This window comes from Amycolatopsis circi (assembly GCF_003385235.1).
GTDB lineage: Bacteria > Actinomycetota > Actinomycetes > Mycobacteriales > Pseudonocardiaceae > Amycolatopsis > Amycolatopsis circi.
The window spans coordinates 37,208-61,755 of sequence record NZ_PQIA01000042.1 but is presented as its reverse complement, the minus strand read 5'-3'; the positions used below and the strand labels follow the sequence as shown (position 1 = coordinate 61,755).

At 68.1% G+C, this 24,548-nt stretch carries 23 protein-coding genes; 2 read left to right on the top strand and 21 right to left on the bottom strand.

Going from position 1 to position 24,548, the window contains the following annotated elements; genetic code table 11:
* Window positions 1-324: 324 nt before the first annotated feature.
* From nuoN to D0D37_RS19850, 17 genes are all read right to left on the bottom strand, one after another.
* Entirely contained in the window at window positions 325-1,890 is a 1,566-nt protein-coding gene (gene nuoN, locus D0D37_RS19930) for an NADH-quinone oxidoreductase subunit NuoN (RefSeq protein WP_425266956.1), read from the bottom strand.
* A gap of 12 nt (window positions 1,891-1,902) precedes the next feature.
* The gene (locus D0D37_RS19925; protein ID WP_116202061.1) at window positions 1,903-3,453 is read right to left on the bottom strand and encodes an NADH-quinone oxidoreductase subunit M; all 1,551 of its coding nucleotides are present in this window, start codon (window positions 3,451-3,453) and stop codon (window positions 1,903-1,905) included.
* A 1-nt stretch (window position 3,454) separates the two neighbouring features.
* Window positions 3,455-5,362, bottom strand: coding sequence for an NADH-quinone oxidoreductase subunit L (gene nuoL / locus D0D37_RS19920; protein ID WP_116202060.1), 1,908 nt, complete (start codon window positions 5,360-5,362; stop codon window positions 3,455-3,457).
* A gap of 13 nt (window positions 5,363-5,375) precedes the next feature.
* Entirely contained in the window at window positions 5,376-5,675 is a 300-nt protein-coding gene (gene nuoK / locus D0D37_RS19915; protein WP_033291119.1) for an NADH-quinone oxidoreductase subunit NuoK, read from the bottom strand.
* On the bottom strand, window positions 5,672-6,562 hold the full coding sequence (locus D0D37_RS19910) for an NADH-quinone oxidoreductase subunit J (protein ID WP_244223581.1): 891 nt from the start codon (window positions 6,560-6,562) through the stop codon (window positions 5,672-5,674). The genes nuoK and D0D37_RS19910 overlap by 4 nt, the downstream gene beginning before the upstream one ends.
* Window positions 6,559-7,146: an NADH-quinone oxidoreductase subunit NuoI gene (nuoI, locus tag D0D37_RS19905; protein ID WP_162834340.1), complete on the bottom strand. Its 588-nt coding sequence runs from the start codon at window positions 7,144-7,146 to the stop codon at window positions 6,559-6,561. The genes D0D37_RS19910 and nuoI overlap by 4 nt, the downstream gene beginning before the upstream one ends.
* A complete protein-coding gene (nuoH, locus tag D0D37_RS19900) occupies window positions 7,133-8,479 on the bottom strand; it encodes an NADH-quinone oxidoreductase subunit NuoH (RefSeq protein WP_116202059.1) in 1,347 nt (448 codons plus the stop codon). The genes nuoI and nuoH overlap by 14 nt, the downstream gene beginning before the upstream one ends.
* Window positions 8,476-10,938 carry an NADH-quinone oxidoreductase subunit G gene (locus D0D37_RS19895; RefSeq protein WP_116202058.1) on the bottom strand — a complete coding sequence of 821 codons (2,463 nt, stop codon included), beginning with the start codon at window positions 10,936-10,938 and terminating at the stop codon, window positions 8,476-8,478. The genes nuoH and D0D37_RS19895 overlap by 4 nt, the downstream gene beginning before the upstream one ends.
* Window positions 10,935-12,215 carry an NADH-quinone oxidoreductase subunit NuoF gene (nuoF, locus tag D0D37_RS19890; RefSeq protein WP_116202057.1) on the bottom strand — a complete coding sequence of 427 codons (1,281 nt, stop codon included), beginning with the start codon at window positions 12,213-12,215 and terminating at the stop codon, window positions 10,935-10,937. Before nuoF ends, D0D37_RS19895 begins: the two co-directional genes overlap by 4 nt.
* On the bottom strand, window positions 12,215-13,093 hold the full coding sequence (gene nuoE / locus D0D37_RS19885) for an NADH-quinone oxidoreductase subunit NuoE (RefSeq protein ID WP_116202056.1): 879 nt from the start codon (window positions 13,091-13,093) through the stop codon (window positions 12,215-12,217). The genes nuoF and nuoE overlap by 1 nt, the downstream gene beginning before the upstream one ends.
* Complete coding sequence (locus tag D0D37_RS19880; RefSeq protein WP_116202055.1) at window positions 13,090-14,421, bottom strand: NADH-quinone oxidoreductase subunit D; 1,332 nt, start codon at window positions 14,419-14,421, stop codon at window positions 13,090-13,092. Before D0D37_RS19880 ends, nuoE begins: the two co-directional genes overlap by 4 nt.
* Complete coding sequence (locus tag D0D37_RS19875) at window positions 14,418-15,179, bottom strand: NADH-quinone oxidoreductase subunit C (protein WP_116202054.1); 762 nt, start codon at window positions 15,177-15,179, stop codon at window positions 14,418-14,420. The genes D0D37_RS19880 and D0D37_RS19875 overlap by 4 nt, the downstream gene beginning before the upstream one ends.
* Window positions 15,180-15,185: 6 nt before the next feature.
* Window positions 15,186-15,734, bottom strand: coding sequence for a NuoB/complex I 20 kDa subunit family protein (locus D0D37_RS19870; protein WP_009072052.1), 549 nt, complete (start codon window positions 15,732-15,734; stop codon window positions 15,186-15,188).
* A 4-nt stretch (window positions 15,735-15,738) separates the two neighbouring features.
* Window positions 15,739-16,149 (bottom strand): NADH-quinone oxidoreductase subunit A, encoded by a 411-nt coding sequence (locus tag D0D37_RS19865; protein ID WP_037818926.1) that lies wholly within the window; start codon window positions 16,147-16,149, stop codon window positions 15,739-15,741.
* Between the two features lie 661 nt (window positions 16,150-16,810).
* On the bottom strand, window positions 16,811-18,103 hold the full coding sequence (locus tag D0D37_RS19860) for a geranylgeranyl reductase family protein (protein WP_162834339.1): 1,293 nt from the start codon (window positions 18,101-18,103) through the stop codon (window positions 16,811-16,813).
* A gap of 10 nt (window positions 18,104-18,113) precedes the next feature.
* On the bottom strand, window positions 18,114-18,803 hold the full coding sequence (locus D0D37_RS19855; protein ID WP_116202053.1) for a demethylmenaquinone methyltransferase: 690 nt from the start codon (window positions 18,801-18,803) through the stop codon (window positions 18,114-18,116).
* Window positions 18,804-18,813: 10 nt separating this feature from the next.
* Window positions 18,814-19,470, bottom strand: a complete 657-nt coding sequence (locus D0D37_RS19850) for a DUF4386 domain-containing protein (protein ID WP_116202052.1) — start codon at window positions 19,468-19,470, stop codon at window positions 18,814-18,816.
* 81 nt (window positions 19,471-19,551) lie between these two features.
* Between D0D37_RS19850 and D0D37_RS19845 the strand changes: the two genes are divergently transcribed.
* On the top strand, window positions 19,552-20,010 hold the full coding sequence (locus D0D37_RS19845; RefSeq protein WP_116202051.1) for a MarR family winged helix-turn-helix transcriptional regulator: 459 nt from the start codon (window positions 19,552-19,554) through the stop codon (window positions 20,008-20,010).
* A gap of 62 nt (window positions 20,011-20,072) precedes the next feature.
* Here D0D37_RS19845 and D0D37_RS19840 read toward each other — a convergent pair whose 3' ends face one another.
* Together D0D37_RS19840 and D0D37_RS19835 are read right to left on the bottom strand one after the other, a co-directional pair.
* Window positions 20,073-21,176 carry a glycosyltransferase gene (locus D0D37_RS19840; protein ID WP_116202050.1) on the bottom strand — a complete coding sequence of 368 codons (1,104 nt, stop codon included), beginning with the start codon at window positions 21,174-21,176 and terminating at the stop codon, window positions 20,073-20,075.
* 3 nt (window positions 21,177-21,179) lie between these two features.
* Window positions 21,180-22,250, bottom strand: a complete 1,071-nt coding sequence (locus D0D37_RS19835; protein ID WP_279630321.1) for a glycosyltransferase family 4 protein — start codon at window positions 22,248-22,250, stop codon at window positions 21,180-21,182.
* A 224-nt stretch (window positions 22,251-22,474) separates the two neighbouring features.
* Between D0D37_RS19835 and D0D37_RS19830 the strand changes: the two genes are divergently transcribed.
* The gene (locus D0D37_RS19830) at window positions 22,475-23,308 is read left to right on the top strand and encodes an inositol monophosphatase family protein (protein ID WP_116202048.1); all 834 of its coding nucleotides are present in this window, start codon (window positions 22,475-22,477) and stop codon (window positions 23,306-23,308) included.
* Window positions 23,309-23,398: 90 nt separating this feature from the next.
* On the opposite strand, the gene D0D37_RS19825 is transcribed toward D0D37_RS19830, so the two are convergent.
* Together D0D37_RS19825 and D0D37_RS19820 are read right to left on the bottom strand one after the other, a co-directional pair.
* Window positions 23,399-23,788, bottom strand: coding sequence for a DUF3592 domain-containing protein (locus D0D37_RS19825; RefSeq protein ID WP_425266955.1), 390 nt, complete (start codon window positions 23,786-23,788; stop codon window positions 23,399-23,401).
* A gap of 84 nt (window positions 23,789-23,872) precedes the next feature.
* Window positions 23,873-24,532 carry a hypothetical protein gene (locus D0D37_RS19820; RefSeq protein ID WP_162834338.1) on the bottom strand — a complete coding sequence of 220 codons (660 nt, stop codon included), beginning with the start codon at window positions 24,530-24,532 and terminating at the stop codon, window positions 23,873-23,875.
* Window positions 24,533-24,548: the final 16 nt, after the last annotated feature.

The window sequence follows — 24,548 nt, the reverse complement described above, 5'->3', positions numbered from 1 at the left end:
ACCCACGCGTCCATCCCACTCCCAGCCCCCGCCACCAGTCCTAAACCGCAACCCGCGCACTCGACTCACCAGCGCACCCACGCGACCAGCCCACCCCAAGCCCCGCGCACCCAGATCCCTAAACCGCAGCCGGTGCACCCAACAATCGAGGCACCCACACCACCCCCGCACCCCGATACGAAGCCAAAAACGCGGACGGCGGGTGCTTGTCAAGGCATCTTTCCCGCCTTGACAAGCACCCGCCGTCCGTAGTCACAATCAGCTTCGGGGTGCCCCACGCAACCCCCACGGCAATGTCGCCACCAGGCGACGAGCCGCAACCCTCTAGGAAGCAAACCCTCCAGCCCCAGCCCAATCCAACGCAAAGGCAGGCAACACACCAAGCACCAACGTAACCACAACACCCAAAGCAATAGCCGCAGTAGTAAACCCACCAGGCACAGTCACCGTAGGCCCATCAGCAGCAGGCTCCGAGAAGTACATCAACACAATGACCCGCAGATAGAAGAACGCAGCCACCGCACTAAACACCAGCGCGACAACCACCAACGGCGCCATCCCATCCGACAACGCCGCCGAAAACACCACAAACTTCCCAACAAACCCGCTGGTCAACGGAATCCCCGCCAACGCCAGCAACAGGAACGTAAACACCCCAGCCAAAACCGGCGACCGCTTAGCCAACCCAGCCCAGGCGGAAAGATGCGTAGCCTCCCCACTGGAATCCCGCACGAGGCTCACCACCCCAAAGGCCGCAAGCGTCGTAAACCCATACGCCAGCAAGTAGAACAACGTGCTGGACAACCCATCCTCAGTCATCGCAATGGCACCAACGAGCAAGAACCCAGCATGCGCCACCGACGAGTAAGCGATCATCCGCTTAACATCAGTCTGCGTCAGCCCAAGAATCGCCCCGAGCGCCATCGAAATAATGGCCACGGCCCACATAACCCCGCGCCACTCCCAGCTCGTCGAGGAAAACCCGACGCTGAGCACCCGCAAGATCGCCCCGAACGCGGCAACTTTCGTGCAAGCAGCCATAAACCCGGTAACCGGAGTAGGCGCACCCTGGTAGACGTCCGGCGTCCAAGTGTGGAACGGCCCGACCGACCCCTTGAACAGCAAACCGACCACCAGAAGACCAAGGCCAGCGAACAACAACGTGTCCGACCGATCCGACCCAGCCGCCGCGTGCGCGATGTCGGCCAACTTCACCGAGTCCGCGTACCCGTACAGCAACGCCAGCCCGTACAAGAAGAACGCTGACGAGAACGCACCAAGCAGGAAGTACTTGACCGCAGCTTCCTGAGAAATCAGCCGACGCCGCCGAGCCAACCCGCACATGAGATACAACGGCAGCGAAAGCACTTCCAACGCGATGAACATCGTCAGCAGATCATTGGCCGCGCAGAACGTCATCATCCCGCCAAGCGCGAACAGCGTCAGCGGAAAGACCTCAGTCTGCGACGTGGTAGCAGCCTGCGCCCGGTCCTGCACAGTGCCCGGCCGAATCGCCGCCTGAGCTACGAACGCGCCGCCCGGCTCGACCTTCCGGTCCGCGATCAAGAAGACCGCGCCGAGGCCGAGCAACAGCAACGTGCCCCACAGGAACAACGACGGCCGGTCCACCGAGATCGAGCCGGAGAAGGTGGTCGTGCCTGCCTTCGTCGACGTGGAACCGGTCGCGTAAAGGATCAGCGAAACCCCTGCGGCGATGATCGCGACGAGGGAGATCGTGACCTGGATCCCCCATCGCGTCGCCTTCGGTGCGAACGCTTCCACCAGCACGCCGATGCACGCGACGCCGAAGACGATCAGCATCGGCAGCACGGCCGCGTAATCGACCGAAGGCACTTCGATCGGCGCTGCCGGCGCCTGCGCCAGGAACATGTCGAGCACGGTTTACTTGCCTCCCTGCACGGCAGACAGCGTCGCCTGCACCGACGGGGTGATCGTGTCGAGCATCGGCTTGGGATAGAAACCCAGTCCGATGATCAGGATGACCATGGGCGCGAGGATCGCGATCTCGCGTTTGCCCAGGTCGGTAATGGCCTTGCGAGCGCCGAGTTCCGGCGCGATCGCGGTGCCCGGTCCCCCTCCGACGCCCACCAGGGCGTCACCGCGGACCGGGCCTTGCATGATCCGCTGGTACAGCCACAGCACGTAGGCCGCGGCGAGCACCATGCCCACGGTCGCGAGGATCGTGTACACCGGCTGGTCCACAAAGGACCCCAGCAGCACGAGGAACTCGCTGATGAACGAGTTGGTTCCGGGCAGCGACAGCGCGGAAAGCCCGGCCAGCAACAGCATTCCGCCGAGCAGCGGGGTCACCTTCGCCATGCCGCCGTAGTCCGAGATCTTGCTCGACCCGCCGCGCATCACGATCAGGCCGATCACCACGATCAGCATCCCGGTGGAGAGGCTGTGGTTCAGCATGTACGACACCGAGCCGACCATCGCCTGCTCGTTGAAGGTGAAGATGCCCAGCGCGATGAACCCGAAGTGGGCGATCGACACATAGGCGATGAACCGCTTCATGTCACGCTGCCCGGCAGCGAGGATCGAGCCGTACAGCACGCCGATCACCGAAAGGATCAGCACCAGCGGCGCGAGCGCCTTGCTCCCTTGCGGGAACATCGGCAGGCAGTACCGCAGGAAGCCGAACGTGCCGACCTTGTCCAGCACGCCGACCAGCAGCACCGCGACGCCGATCGGAGCCTGTCCGGCGGCGTCCGGCAGCCAGGTGTGGAACGGGACCAGCGGCGCCTTGATCGCGAACGCGAGGAAGAAGCCGAGGAACAGCCAGATCTGCGTGCCGGTCGGCGCGTCGCGCACCACCGTCACCAGCGTGGCCCAGTCGAACGTGCCCTTGCCGAGCTTGTCCGAGGCCAGCGAGTACGCCCCGATCGCCGAGGCGAGCATGATCAGGCCGCCGAGGAACGAGTACAGGAAGAACTTCACCGCCGCGTACTGCCGGTTCGCACCGCCGTAGCCGCCGATCAGGAAGTACATCGGGATCAGCATGATCTCGAACAGCACGTAGAAGAGGAACACGTCGGTCGCCGCGAAGACGCCGATCGTGATCGCCTCCTGCAGCAGGATCAGCGACAGGAACCCGCCAGCGCTGCGGCCCGCGGGCAGTTTGTCGGTGAGCCCGAGCGCGCCCACGACGATCGGCACCAGGAGCGCGATCACCGCGATCATGATGAGGGAGATGCCGTCGGTGCCGAACGAGATGTGGATGCCGAAGTTCGGGATCCAGTCCATCGTGGTCGCCTGCTGGATGCGCGCGCCCGAGGGCGAATAGCTCGCCCAGAACGGGATGATCAGCAGGAACTCCACAATGGACACGGCGAGCGCCGTGGCGACCGCGGCCCGGTCGTTCCCCTTGAGGAACGCCAGCACCAGCGAGCCGGCCAGCGGCAGCAGGATGAGCGCCAGAAGCCAAGTCATGTCAGGAGAACCTCACCAGCAGAAGGGCCGCGAGAAGCAGGAACGTGCCGCCGAGCATGGACAACGCGTACGACCGCACGAATCCGGTCTGCATCCGGCGCAGCCGCCCGGACCCGCCGCCGAGTGCCGCGGCGAGGCCGTTCACCGCGCCGTCGACGCCGCGGTTGTCCACGTACACCAGCGCCCGCGCCAGCCAGGTGCCCGGACGGGCGACCAGGGTTTCGTTGAGCGCGTTGCCGTACAGGTCCTTGCGCGCCGCGCGGACCGGCCAAGAGACCCGCTCGGGCTTCTCGACCGGGACGTCGCGCGACGGGCGGAACAGCCAGACCGCCAGCAGCACGCCGAGCGCGGCCAGCACCAGCGTCGCCGCCGGGACCGTCCACGACGGGATCGGGGTGTGCTCGGCCTCGGCGTACTGACCGACCACCGGGGAAAGCCAGTCGACGAACCGGTTGCCCAGCGCGAAGAACGCGCCGGCACCGACCGAACCGACCGCCAGGATCGCCATCGGGACCCACATGATCGGCTTGGACTCGTGCGGGTGGAAGTCGCGTCCGTCGGTGCTCTTGATGTCCTTCCAGCGCTGCTTGCCGAAGAAGGTCATCATCATCAGCCGCGTCATGTAGAACGCGGTGAGCCCGGCGCCGATCACCGTCGCGAGGCCGAAAGCCCAGCCGCGCCAGCCTTCCTGGCCGAACGCCGCCTCGATGATCGCGTCCTTCGTGTAGTACCCGGTGAGGAACGGGAAGCCGATGATCGCCAGGTAGCCGAGGCCGAAGGTGACGAAGGTGATCGGCATCTTCTTGGCCAGGCCGCCGAACTTGCGCATGTCGACCTCGTCGTTCATGCCGTGCATGACCGAACCGGCCCCGAGGAACAGCCCGGCCTTGAAGAAGCCGTGCGCCACCAGGTGCATGATGCCGAGCGCGTAGATGCCCGGCCCGAGGCCGACCGCCAGCATCATGTAGCCGATCTGGCTGACCGTCGAGTACGCGAGCACCTTCTTGATGTCGTCGTAGGCACAGCCGACGACGCACCCGAGCAGCAGCGTGACCGCGCCGACCAGAGTGACGACCAGACGTCCGTCCGGCGTCGCGGTGAAGATGACGTTGGAGCGGGCCACCAGGTACACGCCCGCGGTGACCATCGTCGCCGCGTGGATGAGCGCCGACACCGGGGTCGGGCCCTCCATCGCGTCCGGAAGCCAGGCCTGCAGCGGGAACTGGCCGGATTTACCGCACGCGCCCAGCAGCAGCAGGATCGCGATGGCGGTGATCGCGCCCGGCGGGATCTTGCCCTGCGCGACGCCCTCGAAGACCTGCGCGTAGCCGGTCGACCCGACGTACTTGAACATCAGGAAGATCGCCAGCGCGAGCCCGACGTCGCCGACGCGGTTCATCAGGAACGCCTTCTTCGCCGCGGTCGCCGCGGACGGGCGGTTCTGATACCAGCCGATCAGCAGGTACGAGGCGAGACCCACGCCCTCCCAGCCGAGGTACAGCGTCACGAAGCTGTTGCCCAGCACCAGGATCAGCATCGAGGCGACGAACAGGTTCAGGTACGCGAAGAACCGGTACCGGCCCTCGTCGTCGGCCATGTAGCCGATCGAATAGAAGTGGATCAGCATGCCGACGCCGGTGATCAGCAGCACGAACGTCAGCGACAGCGCGTCGATGCGCAGCCCGAAGTCCACTTGCAGCTGGGTCACCGGGATCCAGGAGTAGATCTTGGTGTCGGTGACCGAGTGGCTGTCGGTGGAGAAGAACAGGATCACGGCGTACACGAAGGCGAGCGTGACGGTGGCACAGCCGAGCAGGTGCCCCCACGCCTTCGCGCGTTTCCCGGATAGCAGCAGGACGAGGGCGCCGAGGGCGGGAAGGGCCACCAGCAGCCACGATGATGCGGTCACTCGGTCGTCTCCCTCAGTACTTCAGCAGGTTCGTGTCGTCGACCGAAGCCGAGCGGCGGGTGCGGAAGATCGCCATGATGATCGCCAGCCCCACCACGACCTCGGCGGCCGCGACCACCATCACGAAGAACGCCATCACCTGGCCGTGCAGCCCGCCGTTGATGCGGGCGAAGGTGACCAGGGTCAGGTTCACCGCGTTCAGCATCAGCTCGATGCACATGAACACGACGATCGCGTTGCGGCGGACCAGCACGCCCACCGCGCCGATGCAGAACAGCAGCGCGGACAGCAGCAGGTAGTAGCTCGGGGTCACTTTCCTTCCCCTTCTTCTTCCTCGGCGGGCTCGGCCTTTTCGGCTCCGCCGACCAGTGCGTGCGCGTCGGGCTTCGGGCCCTCGTCCGCGATGAGCTTGCGCTCGCGCATGAGCCGGATCGCCGAGGTGGACTCGATGATCTCCGACAGCGACTCCGGCGCGACCGAACCGTCCGGCAGCAGCGCCGGGGTCGACACCGAACTGGCGGTGGCGAACACGCCGGGACCGGGCAGCGGCGACGGGCGGTCGTGCTCGCCGCGGAAGCGCAGCTTGACCAGTTCGCGCTGGGAGAGCTTGGTCTTGCCGCTGCGGCCGGTGAAGGCCAGCACCATCGCGCCGAGCGCGGCGGTGATCAGCAGCGCCGAGGTCAGCTCGAACGGGAACAGGTACTGGGTGAAGATCAGCCTGCCCAGACCGCCGGGACCGCCGCCGGTCGGCTGGTACGGGTCGAGCGGCTGCGCCGGGGTCACGTTCACCATCGCGCGGAACACGCCCGCGGCGATCAAGGCGGCGAGCCCGATGCCGAGCACGCCCGCGGCGAGCCGTTGCCCGCGCAGCACTTCGACCACCGAGTCCGAGCTGTCCCGGCCGACCAGCATCAGCACGAACAGGAACAGCATCATGATCGCGCCGGTGTAGACGATGATCTGGGTGAACCCGAGGAACGGCGCGGACTGCGTCATGTACAACGCGCCCAGCGTCAGCATCGTGAGCACCAGCCACAGCGCCGAGTGCACGGCGTTGCGGGAGAAGATCATCCCGAGCGCGCCCAGCAGCGAGAGCGGGCCGAGGATCCAGAACGCGATGGCCTCGCCGGTCGTCACGGACGCGTTGACGCCGGACGCCGGGGCCTGCGCGAGAAGGGGAAGCAGCGCGGAGAGGGTCACTGAGCCGCCTCCGTCGCACCTCGTGAGTGCTGATCCCGGTTAGAACCGGCATCGCCGCTCACGACCCCTGCGGCCAGCTCGGGACCGTTCACGTAGTAGTCCTGCTCGTTGTCGCCGAGCCGCATCGGGTGCGGCGGCTGCTCCATGCCCGGCAGCAGCGGGGCGAGCAGGTCTTCCTTGGTGTAGATGAGCCGCTGCCGGTCGTCGTCGGCCATCTCGTAGAAGTTGGTCATGGTGAGCGACCGGGTCGGGCACGCCTCGATGCACAGGCCGCAGCCGATGCAGCGCAGGTAGTTGATCTGGTAGTCCGCGCCGTACCGCTCGCCCGGCGAGTACCGCTCTTCGTCGGTGTTGTTGCCGCCCTCGACGAAAATCGCGTCCGCCGGGCACGCCCACGCGCACAGCTCGCAGCCGACGCACTTCTCCAGCCCGTCCGGATGCCGGTTGAGCTGGTGGCGGCCGTGGTAGCGCGGCGCGGCCGGAGCGCCCGCCTCGGGGTACTCCTCGGTCGCGACCTTCTTGAACATCATCCCGAAGGTGACGCCGAATCCCTTGATGGGATTGAGGAAGTCAGTTGCCGCCATCTTCCGTTCCTTCCTGTGCGGCCGCGGCGGTGACGCCGGCCGGCTTGCGCCGCGCGGCCTTCGCCTCCGCCTTGGCCAGCGCCTTCTGCCGCGGCGTCGCGTCCGGGACCCGCAGGTCCAGCGGCGGCAGCGGGTAGCCGCTTCCGGCCAGGTCCACGTAGTCCGATTCGGGCAGCTTCTTGTCCGGCAGCGCGAGGCTCAGCAGCACGAGCACCACCAGCACGATGCCGACCCCGACGAGGATCTGCGGCCAGCTCCACTGGATCGTCTTGATCGCGACCACGACCACGATCCACACCAGGTTGACCGGGACCAGGACCTTCCAGCCCAGCCGCATGAACTGGTCGTAGCGCAGCCGGGGCAGCGTGCCGCGCAGCCAGATGAAGCCGAACAGCAGGACGAAGGTCTTGGCGAAGAACCAGAGGATCGGCCACCAGTTCTGGTTCAACGGCGAATCGTCGCCGACGAACGGGAACCGCCAGCCGCCGAGGAACAGCGTGGTGCAGAACGCCGAGACGATCACCATGTTGACGTACTCGGCGAGGAAGAACATCGCGAACTTCATCGAGCTGTACTCGGTGTGGAAGCCGCCGACCAGTTCGGATTCGGCCTCCGGGAGGTCGAACGGCGCGCGGTTCGTCTCGCCGACCATCGAGATCACGTAGATCACGAAGCTCGGGATCAGCATGTAGAAGTACCAGCCGTGCGCCTGCGCCTGCACGATCTCCGACGTCTGCAGCGAACCGGAGTACAGGATCACCGCGACGATCGAGAGGCCCATCGCGATCTCGTAGGAGATCACCTGCGCCGCCGAGCGCATGCCGCCGAAGAGCGGGTACGGCGAGCCGGAAGCCCAGCCCGCCAGCACGATGCCGTACACGCCGACCGACGAGCAGGCGAGGATCACCAGCACGCCGACCGGGAGGTCCATCAGCTGCAGCACCGTGCGGTGGCCGAAGATCGAGACGACCGGGCCGAACGGGATGGCCGACAGCGCGATCAGCGCGGGGACCGCGGACAGCACCGGCGCGAGGAAGTACACCTTGCGGTCGGCCGTGTCCGGGATGATCTGCTCCTTGAACGGGAGCTTGACCGCGTCGGCGAGCGACTGCAGGTAGCCGCCGGGGCCGACCCGGTTGGGGCCGGGCCGGTTCTGCATCCGGCCGATCGCCTTGCGCTCCCACACGATCAGGAAGATCGTCAGGACCGGCCCGATCAGGAGGACCACGACCGCCTTGAGCAGGACGAGCCACCACGGGTCGTCGGCGATCAGCCGAGCCCGTTCCGCGGCGTCCGGGTACGCGGCGAGGAACTGCGTGAGCTGCGGGCTCACTGGTCACCTCCGGAGATCTGCACGAGCGCGCCGTGTCCGGCGGCGAGTGCGGCGCGGACGGCCGAGCCGTCGGAGTTGCCGGGCAGCCACACCACGCCGTCCGGCAGGTCGGCGACCTCGACCGGCAGGGTGATCGACCCGCGCTCGTTCGACACCCGGACCGTTCCGCCGACGCTTTCGGCGGTCTTCGCCGAAAGCCGCGCGACGGGCGGCCGCTGGGTGCCCTTGAGGTGCGGTTCGTCGTCCTGCAGCGAGCCGTTGTCGATCAGCTGCCGCCAGGTGGCGAGCACTGCCTTGCCGTTCGGGACCGGGGCCGCGGCGGCGGCCACCGACGGCGCGGTCACCGAGGGGGCGACCGGCGCGAGCTTCGCGAAGTCGCCCGCGGCGGCGGCCGGGGTCTGGGTGAACAGGTCGGCGTCCATCTCGACCGCCAGGGTGTCGAGCACCCGGCCGTCCGAGAGGGAACCGGTGCCCTCCAGCGTGGTGTCGAAGTCGCGGCGGCGGCCCTCCCAGTTGAGGTAGCTGCCGGACTTCTCGACCGCCGGGGCGATCGGCAGGACCACGTCGGCCCGTTCGGTGACCTCGCTCGCCCGCAGTTCCAGGCTGACTACGAACCCGACGTTGTCGAGCGCGCGGCGGGCCAGGTCCGGGTCCGGCAGGTCGTTGGGGTCGACGCCGCCGACCACCAGCGCGTCCAGCTGTCCGCCGGAAGCGGCCTGGAGGATGCCGGTGACGTCGCGGCCCGGTTCGGCCGGAAGCTCGGCGCCCCACTGCTTGCCGACCTCGGCGCGAGCCGCGTCGTCGGCGACCGAGCGGCCGCCGGGCAGAAGCGTTGGCACACAACCGGTTTCGAGCGCGCCCCGGTCGCCCGCGCGGCGCGGGATCCACGCCAGCCGGGCTCCGGTGCGGGCGGTGAGCCGCAGCAGCGCGGAGAACAGGCCGGGGATCTCGGCGGCCCGCTCGCCGACCAGGATCACCGCGCCTTCGCCGCTGAGCGCGGTGTCGACGTCGGCCGCGTGCTGCGCGATGCCGTCCACCGCGGCCGCCTCGCCGCCGGGAACGCAGGCCAGCAGTTCGCCGAAGGTCTTGCGCACCGAGGAGGTCGTCCACTGTCCCAAGTGGACAACGCGGGTGCGGTTCTTGCGGGCCGCCTTGCGCAGTCGCAGGAACACGATCGGCGCTTCGTCCTCGGGCTCGAACGCCACGCACAGCACCGTCTTGGCCCGCTCGATCTCGCCGAACGTCACGCCGGTTTCCGGCGTGGTGCCCACGACCGTCGAACCGAGGAACGCCAGCTCCTCGTCCGAGTGCGCGCGGGTGCGGAAGTCGATGTCGTTGGTGCGCAAGGCAAGCCGGGCGAACTTCGAGTACGCGTAAGCGTCCTCGACGGTCAGCCGGCCACCGGTGAGCACCGCGGCGCCCTTGCCGTCGCGGGCCTTCAGCAGCCCGGCCGAGGCGGTCCGGAGCGCGTCGGTCCAGGACGCTTCCTCCAGCTCGCCGTGCTCGTTGCGGACGAGCGGACGACGGATCCGGTCACCGGCCTGCACGTAGCGGAACGCGAAGCGGCCCTTGTCGCACAGCCATTCCTCGTTCACCTCCGGGTCGTCGCCGGCCAGCTTGCGCTGGACCTTGCCGCGCCGGAAGTCGGTGCGCTCGGCGCAGCCGGACGAGCAGTGCTCGCACACGCTCGGCGACGAGACCAGGTCGAACGGCCGCGACCGGAATCGGTACGCCGCGCTGGTGAGCGCGCCGACCGGGCAGATCTGGATCACGTTGCCGGAGAAGTAGCTCTGGAACGGTTCGCCGCTGGTGGTGCGGGAGGCCAGATCCAGCACGTCGGCGGTTTCCGCGGTGCCGATCTGCTGGTGCGCGCCGCGTTCGAGCAGTGCGATGAACGGGTCCCCGGCCACCTGGTCGGAGAACCGCGTGCAGCGCTGGCACAGCACGCAGCGCTCCCGGTCGAGCAGCACCTGCGACGAGATCGGCAGCGGCTTCGGAAACGTGCGCTTCGTGTCGACGAACCGCGATTCCGCGCGGCCGTGCGCGAGCGCCTGGTTCTGCAGCGGGCACTCGCCGCCCTTGTCGCAGATCGGGCAGTCGAGCGGGTGGTTGATGAGCAGCAGCTCCATCACGCCCTGCTGCGCCTTGTCCGCGACCGGCGAGGTGAGCTGGGTCTTGACCACCATGCCGTCGGCGACCGTCATCGTGCACGAGGCCTGCGGCTTCGGCATCGGACGGCCGCCCATTTCGACCTCGACCAGGCACTGGCGGCACGCGCCCGCCGGGTCGAGCAACGGGTGGTCGCAGAACCGCGGAATGCTCGTGCCGAGCCGCTCGGCGGTGCGGATCAGCAACTCGCCCTTGGGCGCGATGACCTCTTCGCCGTCGATGGTCAGCTTGACGTAACCCTCGGGGACCGGCGTTTCAGCCGTCTCGGGCTTGTCGGGCGCGATCGTCATGCCTGCGCTCCCACCAGTTCTCGCTTAGCGCTTTCACACAGGGCCAGGAACTCGTCCCGGAAGTACTTGATGCCGCTCTGGATCGGCGACACCGCGCCGTCGCCGAGCGCGCAGAACGAGCGGCCGAAGATGTTGTCGCACACGTCCAGCAGGGTGTCGATGTCCTCTTCGGTGCCGTGCCCCTCGACCATCCGCTCGAGGATCTGCGCCAGCCAGTACGTGCCCTCGCGGCACGGGGTGCACTTGCCGCAGGACTCGTGCTCGTAGAACTGCGTCCACTTCATGACGGCCCACGGCACCGAAACGGTCTCGTTGAAGACCTGCACCGCGGTGGTGCCGAGCATCGAGCCGGCCTCGGCCGCGCCCTCGAAGTCGAGCGGGACGTCGAGGTGCTCGGCGGTGAACATCGGCGTCGACGAGCCGCCCGGCGTCCAGAACTTGAGCGGGATGCCGTCCTTCATGCCGCCGGCCAGCTCCAGCAGTTCGCGCAGCGTGGTGCCGAGCGGGCATTCGTACTGGCCGGGCTTCTCGACGTGGCCGGAGATCGAGTAGATCTTCGGACCGGGCGACTTCTCGCGGCCCATCTCGCGGAACCACGACGAACCGGCGTTGATGATGTACGACGCGCTCGCGATGGTCTCGACGTTGTTCACCGTCGTCGGCGCGGCGTACAGGCCGGCGGCGGCGGGGAACGGCGGCTTGAGCCGGGGCTGGCCGCGGCGGCCTTCGAGCGAGTCGAGCAGCGCCGTTTCCTCGCCGCAGATGTACGCGCCGGCTCCGGCGTGCACAGTCAGCTCGAGGTCCCAGCCGCTGCCGAAGATGTTCTTGCCGAGGTAGCCCTTCGCGTACGCCTCGCGCGCGGCCGCGTTGAGCCGGCGGATGCAGTGCAGCGCCTCGCCCCGGACGTAGATGAAGCAGTGGTGCGACCGCATCGCGTACGAGGCGATGATGCAGCCCTCGAGCAGCGAGTGCGGGTCCGCCATCATCAGCGGAATGTCTTTGCAGGTCCCGGGTTCGCCCTCGTCGGCGTTGATCACCAGGTAGTGCGGCTTGTCCTCGTTGGGCGGCATGAACGACCACTTCACGCCCGCCGGGAAGCCCGCGCCGCCGCGGCCGCGCAGACCGGAGTCCTTGACCACCTGGACGAGCTGTTCGGGCGTGGCGGCCAGCGCCTTGCGTGCCGCGGTGTAGCCCTCGAGCGCTTCGTAGGTCTCGATGCGCCAGGATTCCGGGGACAGCCAGCGTTTCGTGAGGACCGGAGTGATGGGATCAGCCATTACTTCTTCTCCCCCTCTTTATTAGGCACAGCAGGAAGCGGAACATCCTGCGCACCGGGAGCGGACCAGCCGCGGTCAGCGGCGATCTGCGCGCCGCGCAGGGTCTCGACCGCCTGCGACGGACCGTCCACCGCGCTGCGGTAGGTGGCGTCGTCCTCCGGCCAGAACCCGGCGAGCTGCCGCTCCGCGCCCTTGAAGTCAGTCAGCGCCGCACCGCGCGTCGGGGCGGGCTTTTTGCCTGCCTGCAACGCGTCCACGAGCGCGACCGCCTGCTCCGGCGTCTGGTTGTCGAAGTACTCGTAATTCACCTGGAGCACCGGCCCGAGGTCGCACGCGGCGAGACATTCCACGTGCTCCAAGGTGATCGAGCCGGCCTCGCCCGGCGTGCCCGAGGTTTCCTCGTGCCCCAGCGGCTTTTCCGCCGAACCGAGGTGCGTCTGAAGCTTCTTGTAGATGTCGTCGCCGCCCAGCGCCGCGCACAGCGTGTTGGTGCAGACGCTCACCAAGTGCTCGCCGCACGGGCGGCGCTTGTACATGGTGTAGAACGTCGCGACCGCGCTGACCTCGGCGTCGGTCAGGTCGAGGTGCTGTGCGCAGAAGGCGATGCCTTCCTGGCTCACGTAGCCCTGCACCGACTGCACGAGGTGCAGCATCGGCAGCAGCGCCGACCGCGACATCGGGTACCGGGCGATGATTTCCTTCGCCTCGCGGTGCGTGTCGGCGTCGAAGACGTCCGCCGCCGGCCGGTCGGCGAGGATTCCCTCGGCGACCGCCGGGTCGGGCGCGATCGCCGCGACATCGGTGTCCGGGCCCGCCGCGGCGTACGTCTTCGTCGCGTCGTGCGGACCCGGCTCCGGGACTGCAGTCGGGTTCGTCATCGGTCAACTCCCCCCAGAACCGGGTCGATCGAGGCGATCACGACGACCAGGTCGGCGACCAGGCCGCCCTCGGCCATCGCGGGCATCGCCTGCATGTTCACGAAACTCGGCTCCCGCAGGTGCACGCGCAGCGGGCGGGTGCCGCCGTCGGACACCAGGTGCGCGCCGATCTCGCCGCGCGGCGATTCGACGGCCGCGTAGACCTGGCCCGGCGGCACGTGGAAGCCCTCGGTGACGAGCTTGAAGTGGTGGATCAGGGATTCCATCGACTGGCCCATGATCTTCTTGACGTGGGCGAGCGAGTTGCCCATGCCGTCGCTGCCGATGGACAGCTGCGCGGGCCAGGCGACCTTCTTGTCCTCCACCATGACCGGGCCCGGCTCGGCCATCTTCGCGACCTGCTTCATGATCCGCAGGCTCTGGTGGATTTCCTCCAGCCGCAGCAGGTACCGCGCCCAGCTGTCCGCGTCGGTCGAGGTCGGGATGTCGAACTCGAGTTCGTCGTAGCGCGAGTACGGCTCGGTCTTGCGCAGGTCCCACGGCAGGCCCGCGGCTCGCAGCACCGGGCCGGTGACGCCGAGTTCGAGGCACGCGTCGAGCGGCAGCACGCCGACGTCCTTGAGCCGGTTGCGCCAGATCGGCTGGCCGCTGAACATCTTGTCGTACAGCGGAAGCCGCTTGTCCATGAGCTTGCAGAAGTCGAGGACCTTCTCGGCCCAGTCCTCCGGCAGGTCCTGGGCGAGCCCGCCGGGCCGGATGAACGCGTGGTTCATCCGCAGGCCGGTCAGGTACTCCAGCAGGTGCATGGCTTCTTCGCGCTCGCGGAAGCCGAGCGTCATCGCGGTGGTGGCGCCGAGGTCCATGCCGCCGGTCGCGATGAACACCAGGTGCGAGGTGATCCGGTTGAGTTCGAGGAGAAGCACCCGCAGGATCTCCGCGCGCGGCGGGGCCTTGATGCCCAGCAGCTTCTCGACGCCGAGGCAGTAGGCCATCTCGTTCGACAGCGGGGCGAGGTAGTCCGCGCGCGTCACGAAGGTGACGCCCTGGGTCCAGTTGCGGAACTCCGCGCTCTTCTCGATACCGGTGTGCAGGTAGCCGACGACCGCGCGCAATTGCGTGACCGTCTCGCCTTCCAGTTCCAGCACGAGCCGGAGCACGCCGTGCGTGGACGGGTGCTGCGGGCCCATGTTGATGACCATGCGGTCGTCGTGCTGGGCGTCGCCGAGAACTTCGTCCCAGTCTCCGCCGGAGACGTGGTAGACGGGGCCTTCGGTGGTGTCCCGGACTTCCGCGTACTCGGCTTCCGTCGCTTCGTCGTTGATGGTCACGAGTACGACCTCCGCTGGTCCGGCGGCGGGATTTCCGCGCCCTTGTATTCGACCGGGATCCCGCCGAGCGGGTAGTCCTTGCGCTGGGGGAAGCCGTCCCAGTCGTCCGGCATGAAGATGCGGGTCAGCCCGGGGTGGCCGTCGAAGACGATGCCGAACATGTCGTAGGCCTCGCGCTCGTGCCAGTCCGCCGTCGCGTACACCGGGACCAGGGACGGGACGTGCAGGTTGTCCATGTCCATGGTGATTTCGAGGCGGATCCGGCGGCGGTAGGTCATCGACAGGAAGTTGTAGACCGTGTGCATCCGCTGCGGGACGTCCACGCCGTAGTCGACGCCGGTGACCGCCAGCAGCATTTCGAACCGCAGGCCCGGGTCGTTGCGCAGCACCTTCGCGATGTCGACGAGGTGCTCGCGGCTGACGTAGAAGGTGATCTCGCCGCGGTCCACAGTGGTCTGGAGGATCGCCGACGCCGGGATGTCGTTGTCCGCCAACGCCGCCATGAACTCGTCGGCGAACTCGTCGAACCAGCCGCCGTACGGGCGCTCCGCGGGCGGCGGGCTGTACGCGGGCAGCCGCAGGCCGCCGTAACCGGAGGTGTCCCCGCTGCCGCGGACACCGAACATGCCCTTGCGCTCGCGTCCGGCGACGACCGGTTCGGCCGCTCCGGGCCCGTGCGCTTCCAGGCCGGCTTCGGGCCGCTCCGCGCTGGACTGCGGGCCGCCGGTTTCGGGAGTCTCTTCGGGGTTCTCAGGCACCGGTGCTCACTTCTTCGCGTACTTGATCGAGGACGGGATCAGCTCGGTACGGGCCCCGCTGGCCGCGCGGATCGCGGCGCGGCGGGCGTTGATCGGCTCGTCCTGGATCTTGGCGTGCAGCTTGAGGATCGCGTCGAGCAGCATCTCCGGCCGCGGCGGGCAACCAGGCAGGTACATGTCGACCGGCACGATGTGGTCGACGCCCTGCACGACGGCGTAGTTGTTGAACATCCCGCCGGACGAGGCGCAGACGCCCATGGAGAGGACCCACTTGGGCTCGGCCATCTGGTCGTAGATCTGGCGCAGCACCGGGGCCATCTTCTGGGTCACCCGGCCGGCCACGATCATCAAGTCGGCCTGCCGCGGAGTGGCGGAGAACCGCTCCATGCCAAACCGCGCGATGTCGTAGCGCGAACCGCCGACCGACATCATCTCGAACGCGCAGCAGGCGAGCCCGAAGGTCGCCGGCCACAGCGAGTTCTTGCGTGCCCAGTTGACCAGTCCCTCGAGGCTGGCCAGCAGAATGCCGTTGGGGAGTTTTTCTTCCAGGCCCATGGGTTCAGTTCCAATCCAGGCCGCCGCGCCGCCACACGTAGGCGTACGCGAACCCGACCGTCACGATGAACAGCACGATCTCCACCAGGCCGAACACCCCGAGAGCGTTGGCGTTCACCGCGAACGGGTAGAGGAACACCATCTCGATGTCGAACAGGATGAAGAGCATGGCCGTGATGTAGTAGGCCACCGGCATCCGGCCGCCGCCGACGAGCGGCTGCGGCGACGGTTCGATGCCGCACTCGTACGCCGCGGTCTTCGCGCGGTTGTACCGCTTCGGCCCGACGAGCGGACCCAGCAGCACGGAGAACACGGCGAACCCCGCCGCGAGCACGAAAAGCAGGACGAGCGGCAGATACACGTTCAGTCCGGGCGCCGCCGGTCCGGGATCGGCCTGCGCCAGCACGGGCACCATCAGCACGGGGTCTTCGCCATCCTTTCCGCGCCGCTGCGGTTGTTCTCGGTTGGTGGTCCGAGTCCTCGGTTGCGCACCCTAAGGGAGCTGGGTCACACCGCCGAGGGTCAGGGCGCCCTTACGGCCCGTGTCCGACCCACCACCTGCTTGTGAAATAGTTCACAAGCGACGCGTCGCGGTTGTGAAGCGATTCACAAAGCATGGGGGGAGTGTAGGACGTGAGTCACACTCTTGTCCCGAGGGGTTGCGGACTAAGGCAGCCCTAACTTGAGCGGGGCATTCCCCAGGCCCACCCCCGCCCGCAATGGCGAGACCAGCGGTAAAGGCCAATTCAAGAACCGCGCCAGCACCCCAGGCCGACTCGATCTTGTGACGTATCACACTGACCGGCCGGACAACCCATTGCTCCACCCGGGTAACGCCAAGCACCAGAAACCCGTACGACAGCCCAAATCAAAGCCACCAAACCGCACAGACGCACCCAACTATCGAGGCACCCAGCCCCTCCCCCGCACCCCGATACGAAGTCTTCTCTGCGGTTCGGGGGTGCTTGTCAAGGCATCTTTCCCGCCTTGACAAGCACCCCCGAACCGTCAGCACAATCAAGCTTCGGGGTGTGGGGCCCCACCCGTGCGCAATGTCGCCGCCAGGCGACGAGCCGTCAGCGAGGACGAGGCGTAACCCGAGCCAACGCCGCGATCAACCGGTCAACCCCATCGCCCCCACGAGCGTCGTAACACCCGGAAAGCCCCTTGTACACCAAGGGAAGAAGCTTGTTGACCCGCAACCCGTACTTGGTAGCCGCGTGCATGATCTTCGGCTTCCCAATCAACTTCGCGAAGACGTTGCCGAGCCGGTAATACCCACCCATCAGCTCACCGACAGCCCGCGGATACCCCTCCAACGCCCGCTCCCGCGACGGACCTTCGGGCCGAGCCAGCGCCTGCACCACAGCCTCAGCCGCAAGCTGCGCCGACTCCATAGCCGCAGAAATGCCCTCACCGTTGAACGGGCTCACCATGCCGCCCGCGTCGCCAAGCAACAGCAACCCATCGCGGTAATGCGGAGTCCGATTGAACCCCATCGGCAACCCAGCCCCGCCAACCTTGCCGATGGCGTTCTCCTCGCGGTACCCCCACTCCTCAGGAGTCCCGTCAAGCCACTGCCGCAACAACGCCCGGTAGTCGGTGTTCCGGAAGGAAGCCGAAGTCGACAGCATCCCGAGCCCGACGTTGACCGTCCCGTCGCCTAGCGGGAACGCCCAGCCGTAGCCGGGAAGCAGCTTCGGATCCCGAGGATCAGACCGGTCCCACAGCTCAAGGTGACCCTCAATAAACGGATCATCATGCTTAGGACTCTTGTAATACCGCCGAACCGCGACCCCCATCGGACGCTTCTCGTTCTTGTCGATCCCGACACTCAACGCAAGCCGAGCCGACACCCCATCGCAAGCCAGCACCAACGGCGCCCGATAACTAACGGAAGTCTTCTCCGGCCCGACCTTCGCCTCAACCCCAACAACCCGACCGGACGCGTTCGTAATAGCCCCAGTAACCGTGGTCCGCTCGTACAACCGAGCCCCAGCCTTAACCGCGGTCTTAGCGAGCAAGTCGTCGAAGTCATGCCGAGTCCGAGACACCCCGTACGGCGGGTAATCAGTGAGGTCCGGCCAGTCGAACTCCAACGTCAGATCCCCGGTAAGAATCCGCAGCCCCCGACTCCGGACCCACCCGGCCTCTTCACTGGTATCCAGCCCCAGATCGATCAACTGCTTGACCCCGCGCGGAGTAAGACCGTCCCCGCATACCTTCTCGCGCGGAAAGACAGTCTTCTCCAGCAGCAACACGTCCACCCCAGCCCGGGCGAGGTAGGTGGCCACGGTCGAACCAGCCGGTCCCGCCCCGACCACGATCACTTCGGCGTCGTGGTCCGGGCTGCGGCGCGAAGTCGTCATAAGCCTGAGTTTAGGCAGGCTTGCGCGCCCGGTGGATCGCGACGACGCCGAATGTGAGGTTCAGCCATTCGACCTCGGTCCATCCGGCGCTCGCGATGATCTCGCCGAGCCCGCGCTGATCGGGCCAGGCGAGCATCGATTCGGCCAGGTAGGAGTAGGCCTCGGGGTTCGTCGAGGACCGGCTGCCGACCCAGGTGAGCAGCTTGAGGACGAACCGCCGGTAGACGAACCGGATCGGGGCGAACGACGGCGTCGACACCTCGCAGATCACCAGCCGGCCGCCCGGTTTGACCACGCGCAGGATCTCCGCGAGCGCGCCCTTGGTGTCGACGAAGTTCCGCAGCGCGAGCGAGATCGTGACGGCGTCGAAGCTGTCGTCGGCGAACGGGAGGCACATCGCGTCCGCGGCGACCATCGGCACGTTCCGGTGCAGCCCGGCCTTGAGCATCCCGAAGGAGAAGTCGGCGGCGAGGCACCAGGCTCCGCCGCGCGCGTACTCGACGGTGGACACCCCGGTGCCCGCCGCCAGGTCGAGCACCTTCTCCCCCGGTTTGGCGTCCAGCACGCGAGCCGTGGTGGTGCGCCAGCGCCGGTCGAACCCGAACGTCATGAACGAGTTCGCCCGGTCGTAACCGGACGCGACGCCGTCGAACATCGCGGCGACTTCGTGCGGATCCTTGTCCAGGCTCGCTCGGGGCATGGGTTCGAGATTAGTCCGTCCGCGCCGGACGGTCGCGCGGGAGCAGGACGCTGGCGGCGACCAGCCAGCCGAGCCCGCCGAACCGGCCGACCGGGATCAGCGGATACAGCGCCGGAGTCAGCAAGGACAACGAGGCGAGGACCGCGGCCGCGGCGACCACTAGCCCGGCGACGGACAGCCAGCGCGGCAAGAGGTTCAGGAACAGCGCGGGCACCGCGATCCCGGCGATCAGCAGCGCCAGCGGCACCACGAACCCCGGCCCGCCGGACGCGAACGCGAGGCTGGTCAACGCCCGCGCCACCGCAGGCGTCTCGCTGGCCTGCGCGGCGGTCCAGGTGATCAGCCCGCTCATCGCGAGCGCGGCCGCGGACAGCACGCCACCGGTGAGTCCGATCACCGCCCCCGGCGCAGCTACGCCGAGCCGCCGCTGTCTGCGATAGGCCGTCGCCGCCCAGACCGCCAGCGGAACCGAAGCGCCGAACACCGCGAACGCGAGCAGCTGCACGACGCCCTGGTGGCCGCCGATATACGCGGCGACCTCAGCCGCGCTGGAATCCGGCCGGGTCCCCGACGCACCCAGCACCCCTGACGCGATCGTCAGCGCCCCGAATGCCAGCGCCGGTGCCAGCAACGGCGGGCCGCCCTGCTGTCTAGTCATGGTCGTCATGGCAAACCTCCAGGTCAATTAGTTTCACTGATTGAACGATTACACTGGTGTAATGGATTGTCAAGCGATACGGTTCAGGGCATGCAAGGACCCCCGACGGTCGGCAGCGCCTTCCTGCTGGCCCAACTGGGCGCACACGCGACCCAGCGCTTCGCCGAGCGGGTCGCGGACCTCGGCTTGACCCCGCCCCAGACCGGACTGCTCCGAGCGATCGCGCGGCGGCCCGGCGAAAGCCAGCAGGTCCTGGCCGCCGAGTTGGGCACGCCGCCGACCCGGCTGGTCGCTTTGGTCGACGGCTTGGAGCAGCAGGGCCTGATCGAACGCCGCCGCAACCCGCAAGACCGCCGTCTCTACGCGGTCTTCCTGAGCGACAAAGGCCAAGAAACGATGGCCGAACTGGCAAAAGCCGCCGCAGCACACGAAGACGAGCTGATGGCGGCACTGTCCACAGAGGAACGTTCGCTGCTGCGCGACCTGCTCGGTCGCGTCGCCGAGGACCGCGGCCTAACGCCCGGCGTCCACCCCGGCTACCGCACCTAGTTGTCCGTGAAGGACTCCTTGAGGGAATCTGATTCCCTCAAGGAGTCCTTCACGGACCTTGGTCAGCCGAGGGCGGCGAGCATCCCGCGTACCGAGGTCGGCCAGGCGAATTCCTCCGCCCGCGCCCGCGCAGCCGCCCGCCGGATCTCCTCCGGGCTGTCCAGCAGGCCGGTCACCGCACTGGCGAAAGCTGGCGCGTCGTCGTCCACCGCCGCTCCGCATCCGGGCCGTACGATCTCCCGCAATGCCGACGACGCCGAAACCACCACCGGCGTCCCCGAAGCGAGCGCCTCCAAGGCCGCCAATCCGAACGTCTCATGCGGCCCGGGAGCCAGAGAAACATCCGCACTGGCCAGTAACCGAGCTACCTCGCCTCGTCCGGCCAAGAAGCCAAGGAACGTCACCGGCAATCCCCGAGCCCGCCGTTCCAAAGCCCGCCGCCGAGGCCCATCGCCAGCGATGACCAACCGCACCCGCGCACCGGACTCAGTCAGCTCGGCGACCGTATCCACGCTCCGCTCAACGTGTTTCTCCGGTGACAATCGCCCACAATGGACGATCAACGCGTCAGCGCCACCGGCCAACGCCAGCCGCCATCCGGAATCACGCATCGACGGCGCGAAGGTAGCCAGATCCACTCCCAGCGGCACCCGCCGGACGTTAGGCGCGGCAATTCGCTCGAACTCCGCGTGCGCAAAGGCAGTAGTGCAAACCACGGTGTCGTACGACGCCGCCATCCGCCGATTCGCGACATCCGCTACGTGCCGGGCCATCGCTCCCGGCAAGAGAAACTGCTCCAGCAACCGATCCAGCCGCTCGTGCGAGATGACCATGCTGGGCACGCCATTGCGCCGAGCCCAGACGCCCATCCCCCGCAACGTCAGCCGGTCGGACACCTCCAGCCGATCCGGTTCCAGCCGCCGCAACACCGTCCGTACCCGCTGCGGATCAACCGCTCGATACCCGCCGGTGCCCGGAATCTGCAAGGCAGGCAACGAATACCGGCACACTCCCGTCGGCAGGCTTTCCACCGCGTACCGCCGTCCCGGCACGACGAGCGTCACCCGGTGCCCGCTGGCGACGTACCCCGCGCCGAGGTGGTTCAGCGCAGTGCGCAAACCGCCAGACCGCGGTCCGTAGAAGTTCGCCAGCTGGACGATGTGCATGGCTCAAGCCGCACGCGCGACTCGGCCCTGTACCGCTTCGTAGTGCCCGACCAGCTCCCGGCACACCGCGGGCCACGTCCGGCCCAAGACCACTTTCCGCGCCTTCTCGCCCAACCGAGCCCGTAATGCCGCGTCCCGCAGGTCGTCGACCTTCGAAACCAGCGCCGGGCCGAAGGACTCCCGATCAGCGGGCAGCAGATACCCAGTCCGGCCAGGCAACACGAGGTCTTTGGGCCCGCCCGCGTCCGGCGCGAGCACCGGCAGCCCCGAAGCCATCGCCTCCTGCACCGCCTGGCAGAACGTCTCGTGCGGCCCGGTGTGCACGAAAACATCAAGGCTCGCGTACGCGACCGACAACTCGTCCCCGTACTTCGCGCCCAGGAAAGCCGCGCCAGGCAACCGTTCCCGCAACGTCGGCAGCTCCGGCCCGTCACCGACCACGACTACGCGCACGCCCGGCATCCCGGCCAGCATTGTCAGCCGGTCGACCTCCTTCTCCGGCGCGAGGCGTCCGACGAACCCGACCAGCAGCTCGCCGTTCGGCGCGAGTTCCGCGCGCAACGCCGGGTCCGCGTGCGCCGGGGAAAACCGGCTGATGTCGACGCCGCGCGCCCAGCGGTGCACGCGCGGAACCCCGTGCAACTTCAGCTGTTCGATCGAGTCCGAGGACGGCGCGAGCGTCCGGTCGGCCCGCGAGTGCAGGCGGCGCACCCAGCGCCAGGCCGCCCGCGCGCCGATGCCGAAGCCGTACGACGTGGCGAACCCGGCGATGTCGGTCTGGTAGACCGCGATCGACGGCACGCGCAGCCGTCTGGCCGCGGCGAGCCCGCGCGCGCCGACGACGAACGGCGAGGCCAGGTGCACGACGTCCGGGCCGAACTCGGCCAGCGCGGTCAGCACGGTGCGCGTCGGCAGGCCGATCGGCAGCGAGTTCACGCCGGGGAAGTCCAGCGCCGGAATGCGGACGACCGGGGCGCCGCGGTAACTCGACGGCCCCGGCCCCGGCGCGACGACCAGCACGTCGTGTGCGGATTCGACCAGGTGCTCGACGACCCGCAGCACGGAATTCGTCACGCCGTTCACCTGGGGCAGGAAACTTTCGGTGACTATGGCGACTCGCACCCCGTCACTGTCGCAAAACCGCAGGCAGGGCGGGCCAATCCCGCGTAACCGACCGGCCAACGGCGGCGAAACACTCCGCAGCGTCCGCGCTCAGGCGCCGACCGTCGAATAATTCGCCACGACATGTCATCTTCCGGTCGTGTCCCGGACACCAGGAACACCCAGACTAAGCAGGCATGACCCTCTTGTCCTCCAGGCCGTCGCGGCCCGTCGAACCCGGGCTGCTCTCCCGAGCGCTCGAGGTCGCGGGGCGGCTGGCGAACGACGCCACCGACGTGATCACCGCGACCGCCGGCCGCGGGGCGCACCCGGCGACGCTGGATTCGCCGTTCGACTGGGTCACCGACACCGATCGGATCCTGGAACGGCACACGCGCCGCGTGCTGACCGCGGAGTTCCCCGGAATCCCGGTGGTAGGCCACGAATTCGGGGCCGACCACGGCGCGGACGTCGCGGAGTACCGCTGGGTGGTCGACTCGGTGGACGGCACCGCGAACTACGTCGCCGGAGTGCCTTGGTGCGCTTACAGTCTCGCCCTGGTCGACGCGAGCGGCCCCGTGGTCGGCGTGGTCGCTGACCCGTACCGGGCGCAGATCTACGCCGCCGCTCGCGGACGCGGCGCTCGCGCGAACGGGAAACCGCTGAAGCTGGTGGACCGCACGGGTACCGCGGGGGCGATCGTCTGCACCGAGCTGGCGCGCAAGGGGCCGTGGCCGGGGATGGGCGAGTTCATCGAACGAGCGGCCGCCGCGCACGCCGGGGTGCGGGTGCTGGGGTCGGCCGCGCTGTCGATCGCGCAGGTCGCGCTGGGACACGCGGCAGCGGCGGTGTTGCACAGCTACCACGAATGGGACGTCGCAGGCTCAGTCGCGATGGCGATCGAGGCGGGTGCGGTGGTACTGGACAAACACGGCGAGGACGCCGCACTGCCTACGGACGGGCTGCTGGTCGCCGCCCCCGGCGTGGCCGACGAGGTACTCGGCTGGTGGCAGGAAACCGTCGGTACCTGACGACCGTCGGGACCTGAAGTCCGTGAGGGGAACCCTGGGGGAATCAGAGTCCGTGAAGGTTCCCCTCACGGACCTTGCCGGGACCCGACCTCACACCTTCGCGGGCACCGGCTCCGGAGCAGCAGCGGACCGGTCCCGCTTGATCAGCCGGCGCAGCCACCACAGCAGCGGGCCCGCGACCAGCCACGTGATCAGCACCGTCATCCCCACCGGCAGCAGCGTCAACGTCGCGGTCCGACCGGCGACCCTGGTCAGCTCCGGGTTGGTCGCGTCGTACTCGATCGACACGAGCTGACCGGCGGCGAGACCCGACGGATACAGCACCCCGGTCGGCGGACTGTGCACGATGCCGTCCGGAGTCTGGTACTGGATGATCGTGCGGTCGAAAGCCACCGACTCGACCGTCGCGGTCGCCGTGCCCAGGTGCGATTCGATCGCGCTGTCGTTGCGGAACGCGGCGAAAACCAGGCTCACGCACATCACGGTGAGCAGCACAGCCACGCCCAACACGGCGAACCATCCGATTCGCCGCGCCTTCACACTCCTGGCTGCCACACCCAGAGTTTAGTCGGGTGCGCCGACCAGCTCGGCACGCGGCAGCCAGTGCGCCCGGTAGAGCACGTGCAGGCAATCGGTATTCACCAGCACTCCAGCCGACCAATGCAACTCCGCACAGGCGTGGTGCGCCGTTTCCTCTCCCGGAGCCGAACCGGGCGCACGGAACGCGAGAGCGAAAAAGTACTCAGCGGTGTGGCGGAAAACCGCCGCACTGCCGGTCAGGAACATCGTGTCGGCGTGGATCCGGTCGTACAGCCGGTCCCGGGTCCGCCAATGCGGCCGCTCCACCGGACGCCGATCCGCCGGGACCCGCACCGTGTGCGGCCGGGCCGGGCCGAGCGCCGCCCGCAACCGCGGCCAGTGCGAGACGCGCAACTGCGCGGTGTGGTGGCTCAGCACCAGATCCAGCCGACGACCGGTGAACTCCGGCTCGGCGGGAGTGCGGCTCGCCCGCAACGGCAGGTGAATGACCGTGTGCCGAGACCGTGCCGCCAGCAGCCACAGCACCCCGATCCGATAGGCCGCCCGGCGATCCACGCACATCCCCGGCCACGGACCCTTTTCGTACAACACCGCGGTGTCCAGACCGGGATCAGGGCGCAGCACCCGCCACTCCCGGCCGTCGAGCCGAGCGTGGCGGAGCTGCGCCCGCACTTTCATGGCCACCGAATCCTCCTTCAGA

Excerpts from the sequence above, each read along its gene's own strand:
- nuoN (WP_425266956.1), bottom strand. The coding sequence starts at position 1,890 with ATGTTCCTGGCGCAGGCGCCGGCAGCGCCGATCGAAGTGCCTTCGGTC.
- D0D37_RS19925 (WP_116202061.1), bottom strand. The coding sequence starts at position 3,453 with ATGACTTGGCTTCTGGCGCTCATCCTGCTGCCGCTGGCCGGCTCGCTG.
- nuoI (WP_162834340.1), bottom strand. The coding sequence starts at position 7,146 with ATGGCGGCAACTGACTTCCTCAATCCCATCAAGGGATTCGGCGTCACC.
- D0D37_RS19895 (WP_116202058.1), bottom strand. The coding sequence starts at position 10,938 with ATGACGATCGCGCCCGACAAGCCCGAGACGGCTGAAACGCCGGTCCCC.
- nuoF (WP_116202057.1), bottom strand. The coding sequence starts at position 12,215 with ATGGCTGATCCCATCACTCCGGTCCTCACGAAACGCTGGCTGTCCCCG.
- nuoE (WP_116202056.1), bottom strand. The coding sequence starts at position 13,093 with ATGACGAACCCGACTGCAGTCCCGGAGCCGGGTCCGCACGACGCGACG.
- D0D37_RS19870 (WP_009072052.1), bottom strand. The coding sequence starts at position 15,734 with ATGGGCCTGGAAGAAAAACTCCCCAACGGCATTCTGCTGGCCAGCCTC.
- D0D37_RS19865 (WP_037818926.1), bottom strand. The coding sequence starts at position 16,149 with ATGGTGCCCGTGCTGGCGCAGGCCGATCCCGGACCGGCGGCGCCCGGA.
- D0D37_RS19860 (WP_162834339.1), bottom strand. The coding sequence starts at position 18,103 with ATGACGACTTCGCGCCGCAGCCCGGACCACGACGCCGAAGTGATCGTG.
- D0D37_RS19855 (WP_116202053.1), bottom strand. The coding sequence starts at position 18,803 with ATGCCCCGAGCGAGCCTGGACAAGGATCCGCACGAAGTCGCCGCGATG.
- D0D37_RS19850 (WP_116202052.1), bottom strand. The coding sequence starts at position 19,470 with ATGACGACCATGACTAGACAGCAGGGCGGCCCGCCGTTGCTGGCACCG.
- D0D37_RS19845 (WP_116202051.1), top strand. The coding sequence starts at position 19,552 with ATGCAAGGACCCCCGACGGTCGGCAGCGCCTTCCTGCTGGCCCAACTG.
- D0D37_RS19840 (WP_116202050.1), bottom strand. The coding sequence starts at position 21,176 with ATGCACATCGTCCAGCTGGCGAACTTCTACGGACCGCGGTCTGGCGGT.
- D0D37_RS19830 (WP_116202048.1), top strand. The coding sequence starts at position 22,475 with ATGACCCTCTTGTCCTCCAGGCCGTCGCGGCCCGTCGAACCCGGGCTG.
- D0D37_RS19825 (WP_425266955.1), bottom strand. The coding sequence starts at position 23,788 with ATGTGCGTGAGCCTGGTTTTCGCCGCGTTCCGCAACGACAGCGCGATC.